This is a genomic window from Colwellia sp., assembly GCF_013215345.1.
Taxonomy (GTDB): Bacteria; Pseudomonadota; Gammaproteobacteria; order Enterobacterales; family Alteromonadaceae; genus Colwellia.
Window position 1 is genome coordinate 1 of record NZ_JABSOV010000179.1, and the last position, 5,437, is coordinate 5,437.

Consider the following 5,437-nt stretch of genomic DNA (forward strand, 5'->3'; position numbering starts at 1 on the left):
GAAGGGCGAGTTTAAAAGGCTTACATGCAGCGTTATTGATTTTGACAAGGGAATAACCATTACCTACAATCAATGCCTTGCCTCTAAGCCTTTTAACTCTCGCTGAGTGGGAATAAACTTATTGGAATTGGTATTAATAGCCGCTAGATTTTTTACTTTCTAATTGTTTGTCAGTGTAAGTGGCTTTTTCATGTTTTTTCCCTGCAGCCTCAGCTAACTCAGCCGGCATATAGTTTTCATCATGTTTAGCAAGTACTTCACTGGCTTCAATACTTAGCCCTGTAGGCGGGTGTTCTGCCAGCCTGCCATTAGCCACTATGCCTTGGCCTTCACGAAATAGATCCGGCAAAATACCATCATAATAAACGGTAACCGTAATATCGCTATCTTTGAAGACGATTGGCATGGTCATATCACTAAGCTTAAATGAGACTTTAAGGCTTTCAGGGTCACGCTTTACTGACCCAGGAACCACTAAACCACCTATACGAATACGTTGACCTAGACTTGGCTTTAAACCGGTCTCTTTTTTACCTTGGGTAATTTCAGAGGGGGTAAAAAATAAATCAATATTTTGACTTAAGGCATATAAAACAAGTCCAGCAACGGCACTGATGCCAATCAGGACAGAGCCAACAATAGCTAGACGTTTTTTACGGCGTGGATTCATTATTCAGTAACCTCATTTAATGCTTTATTTTGCTGTTCATTTTGTTGCTTACGTAGCTCTCTGGCTTGGCGAAGTTTATCTTCTCGCTGTTTACGCTTAGCTATTTGGTTGATGATCTGCTGATGACCAGCTTTAGAGCTGATCAATAAAAAGGTAAGTATCAAAGCGGTCGCACCAAACGATAGCCAGACATAAAAGCCATAACCGCCCATATTGATGAAATCGCTAAAACTATTAAATTGCATTGAGTGCTCTCCTACTACTTTGCTCTATTTTTGTATTATCTAACTGGAATGATTAACTGTTCTGTTTTTGTACTAGCTCACGCACCCAAGGACGAATGCTATTGCGCGCTAGAATTTCATTACGAAAACGTAGACAGATAATCACAGCAACTAATAAAGAAAAGCCGATAAAACAAATGATAAATGGCCATAACATATCTAAAGACATAGATGGTTTACCCAGTTTACTGACTGTAGAGCCTTGGTGTAGGGTATTCCACCAGTCGACAGAGTACTTAATAATTGGAATGTTAATTACGCCAACCAGCGTTAAAATACCAGCCGCTTTACCCGCTAAGTTTTTATCTTCAAAGGCATTATGCAAAGCAATAACGCCTAAATATAAAAATAATAAAATGAGTTCTGAGGTTAAGCGTGCATCCCAAATCCACCAAGTACCCCACATAGGTTTACCCCAAGCGGCACCCGTAATTAATGCTATGGCAGTAAACGCAGCGCCGACAGGGGCCATAGCAGCAGCAGAAGCATCAGCCAATTTTAATTGCCATACTAGGCTACTAAATGCTGCGATTGCCATAGCAAAATAAATGCCCATAGACAAAGAAGCTGCAGGTACATGCACATAGAAAATACGGAAGCTGTGACCTTGCTGATAATCAGCGGGAGCAAAAAGTAATGCCCACACTACGCCAATGCCCAGGAATATTGCGGCAAGAGCACTTAACCATGGTAATAATTTATTGGTAAAGTGATAAGACACTTCTGGGTTTGCATAGGGGTGTAACCATTTCCACATTAATTAATACTCACTATTTTTTGTCGCTTATAAAGCAGGATTACCGTGTTATTTTTCATGGAAAAGTAACAGTGCTCTTTCGTGTTTATATTGGGCGTTACCATTTCCACGTGCCGCCTATCATGTTAATTGGTACTCACTTTTAAGGCCGCACCAACAGCAAAGGGGGCGAGGGTTAAAGATCCAAAGAATAAGGCGGCGATTATAGCAAGTTGGCCGCTGTAAGGTAAGCCAAGCGCGGCAGTGTCTATCGCGCTGGTAGCAAAAATTAATACCGGGATATATAGCGGCAGTACTAGCAAGCTGAGTAATACACCGCCTTTTTTTATGCCCACGGTAAGTGCAACGCCAACTGCGCCAAGTAAACTGAGTACCGGCGTACCGAGTAATAGGGTCAGGAACAAAGCGGTATAACTGTTTTCATCGAGATGCAGCAATACCGCCAGTAATGGCGCAATTAATATCAGTGGTAAGCCGGTTATTAACCAATGAGCGAATATTTTAGCTAGTACTAATACAAAAATAGGATGTGGACTTAGCAGCATTTGCTCAAGCGAGCCGTCGATGTGATCTGATTTAAATAAGCGGTCTAACGATAATAACGTTGCTAATAAGGCGGCAACCCAAATGATTCCTGGGGCAATTCGACTTAAAGTTTCCGCTTCAGGACCTATACCTAATGGAAAGAGGGTAATGACAATAACAAAAAATAATAACGGATTAATAATGTCATCTTTATGGCGCATGGCAATGGTAAGGTCACGTTTTAATACCAACATAAAAGCATGGCGATAAGAAAGTTGCTGTGATGACTGGGCGTTATTATCTACCACGGTATTCTCTACAGTAGTACTGTCTATAACGGTAGCCTTTACCACGCTACTGTCGATATTTTCTGCTAAGGTTTCAGTCTTTTGCGCTGACTGGGCTTTTAAGGTCATTAGGTTACTTTCTCTAAAACTGTGTTCATTTTTATATTAATCAAAAGTACTATCATAACTGTAATCTAAGGTGATTTTTTTGATTTGCTCGGGCTTAATGCTAATTAAATCTTGGTGTGTGGTTAAGATAACACAACCACCACGCTCGGCATGGGCGGAAAACAGCTTTTCTAAGCTGGCAACGCCTTGTTTATCAATGGCGGTAAAAGGTTCATCTAAAATCCAAATAGGCGCATTACTTTGATATAAACGCGCTAAAGCAATACGTCTATGCTGACCAGCACTTAAGTGTGATGCTAAGCTGTCTTCAAAACCAGCAAGGTTTACCTTGGCCAAATAAGCTAAAGTTTCTGTGGTTTTGTTACCATGTAAGGCCAAATTAAAATCAAGGTTTTCTTCTGCAGTCATCTCACCTTTTACCCCGGCTAAGTGGCCGAAATAGAGCAGGTTTTGTTGATATTCTTCACGACAGTGATGAATCGCTTGGTTTTTATAGTGAACTTGACCATCATAAGGTTGCGACAAACCAGATAAAATTCGTAATAAACTCGTTTTTCCTGAGCCATTAGGACCTTCAACTTGCACAATGTCACCAGCATTAATTTCAACTGATAACTCATCAAATAATAAGCGTTCTTCTCGAATGCAGGTTAATTTAACTGCACTGAGTAAGGGCGTTGAGGTTTGTTTAGGCAATGTGTTTTCTTCTTTCTTTATCAATGTATTGTCAAAGTTTATCGCATTAAGCTAGGAGAGTGAATTCTAGCGTATGTTTGTCGAGTAATTCTTGATATGGATCGTATAATCACTTTGGGTGATATAATACCATAGCGCACATTAGCGTAACCAAGAAAGTTGTAACATTATGAAACAACTTGGTGACCTAAATTACATTAATATTTCGCCCGATAAAATGTTAGTATGACGCGGTAATTTTTAACCTCATTAGTAATGATAACTAATTATTAGAGGTTAATTGTTTTTTTGAAGTAGAGCGGAGAAATCAATGATACCTGACCTGGTAGCAACCCAAATGCCTGAGCTTATACCCGAGCTTGGTCACTTAGCCCTTATTATTGCTTTAGCATTTTCTATTTGCTTAAGCTTGATTCCGTTAATAGGTGTTCATAGCCCTGAGCAGAGTTCTTTAAAGAAACTCATGAGCTATGCTAAACCACTAAGTTACGGGATGTTTTTCTTTACCGGTATCAGTCTTGTTATTCTCGCGTACAGTTTTGTCGTTGATGATTTTTCTGTTAAATATATTGCCAGTCATTCCAATACTCACTTACCCTATTATTTTAAAATAAGCGCCGTTTGGGGCGGTCATGAAGGCTCATTATTGTTGTGGGTTTTTTCCTTAACCGCATGGACTGCTGCAGTGGCACGATTCTCAAGCGGTATTGAAGAAGAATTTATCTCCCGTGTTTTAGCTGTTATGGGCATGATTGCCATAGGGTTTATCGCTTTTACCTTATTAACGTCGAATCCCTTTGAACGTTTATGGCCAAATGTACCCATGGAAGGTCGAGATTTAAATCCATTATTACAAGATGTTGGTTTAATTATCCATCCGCCATTATTATATTTTGGCTACGTTGGTTTTGCTGTTGCCTTTGCTTTTGCTGTTGCCGCGTTAATGGCAGGCAAGATGGATGCTGCTTGGGCACGTTGGTCTCGTCCTTGGACTGTAGGTGCTTGGGTGTTCTTAACAGTAGGTATCGCACTAGGTAGCTGGTGGGCATATTATGAACTTGGCTGGGGTGGTTGGTGGTTCTGGGATCCTGTTGAAAATGCATCATTTATGCCTTGGCTTGTTGGTACTGCACTGATCCACTCGTTAGCGGTAACAGAAAAACGTGGCACCTTTAAAAACTGGACTATTTTACTGGCAATATTTGCTTTTGGCTTAAGTTTATTAGGCACATTCTTAGTGCGCTCAGGAGTTATTACTTCTGTGCATTCATTTGCAGCCGACCCTAGTAGAGGTATCTTTATTTTAGTGTTGTTGGCTATCGCAATGGGCGGAGCGTTAACCTTGTATGCCTTTCGAGCAAATAAGGTATCGAGCTTTTCTCGCTTTGCCTTTTACTCCCGAGAAACCGCGCTACTACTGTGTAATGTGATTTTAGTTATTGCCACGGTCACGGTATTGCTTGGTACCTTGTATCCGTTATTGGTCGATGCATTAGGTTATGGGAAAATCTCCGTAGGTCCTCCGTATTTTAATGCCGTTTTTATCCCGATAATGAGTATTCTCTTCATCATCATGGGTGTTGGTCCTTTAATTCGTTGGAAAAAAGCCAAACAGGGCGAGTTACGTAAGCAACTGTTAAAACCATCGGTCTTTAGTATTGCTTTTGGTTTATTGTTCCCAGTGGTTTATGGCGGAGAGTTTAATGCTTTAGTTGCCATGGGTATCACCTTAGCGACTTGGGTTTTCTTAGTCGTTGTTAAAGAAGTTAAAAACCAATATCAATTAGCCGGAAAATTAACTACCAGTCATTTAGGTATGGCAACGGCTCATGCAGGTATTGCGATCACTATTGTTGGTGTCACGCTTGTTTCCATGTATGAAAGTGAAACCAATGTAAAAATGTCGCTAAACGAAAGAGTCACTGTCTCAGGTTATGAAATTGAGTTCAAAGGCATTAAACATGTTGAAGGGCCTAATTACAGCGCCGAGCAGGGACAAATCAATATTTATAAAATTACCGGTGAAAACGAAAGTGAATTTGTAAGCTTACTTAAACCTGAGCGTCGTGAATATCGTGTACAAACCATG

Annotated in this window: 6 protein-coding genes; 1 reads left to right on the plus strand and 5 read right to left on the minus strand. The window is 40.4% G+C overall.

All coding sequences use genetic code 11. From position 1 onward, the window contains the following. Positions 1–133: 133 nt before the first annotated feature. The 5 genes from ccmE to ccmA form a co-directional block, all read right to left on the minus strand. Positions 134–670, minus strand: coding sequence for a cytochrome c maturation protein CcmE (ccmE, locus tag HRT50_RS17440; RefSeq protein WP_291616866.1), 537 nt, complete (start codon positions 668–670; stop codon positions 134–136). After that, positions 670–915 (minus strand): heme exporter protein CcmD, encoded by a 246-nt coding sequence (gene ccmD, locus HRT50_RS17445; protein ID WP_291616869.1) that lies wholly within the window; start codon positions 913–915, stop codon positions 670–672. Before ccmD ends, ccmE begins: the two co-directional genes overlap by 1 nt. A gap of 52 nt (positions 916–967) precedes the next feature. Continuing rightward, on the minus strand, positions 968–1,711 hold the full coding sequence (locus HRT50_RS17450; RefSeq protein ID WP_291616871.1) for a heme ABC transporter permease: 744 nt from the start codon (positions 1,709–1,711) through the stop codon (positions 968–970). A 125-nt stretch (positions 1,712–1,836) separates the two neighbouring features. Next, on the minus strand, positions 1,837–2,490 hold the full coding sequence (gene ccmB / locus HRT50_RS17455) for a heme exporter protein CcmB (protein WP_291616876.1): 654 nt from the start codon (positions 2,488–2,490) through the stop codon (positions 1,837–1,839). 198 nt (positions 2,491–2,688) lie between these two features. Beyond that, positions 2,689–3,348, minus strand: coding sequence for a cytochrome c biogenesis heme-transporting ATPase CcmA (ccmA, locus tag HRT50_RS17460; protein ID WP_291616873.1), 660 nt, complete (start codon positions 3,346–3,348; stop codon positions 2,689–2,691). A gap of 310 nt (positions 3,349–3,658) precedes the next feature. Here ccmA and HRT50_RS17465 point away from each other — a divergent pair. Next, on the plus strand, positions 3,659–5,437 hold a 1,779-nt coding region (locus HRT50_RS17465; RefSeq protein ID WP_291616875.1), incomplete at its 3' end, for a heme lyase CcmF/NrfE family subunit.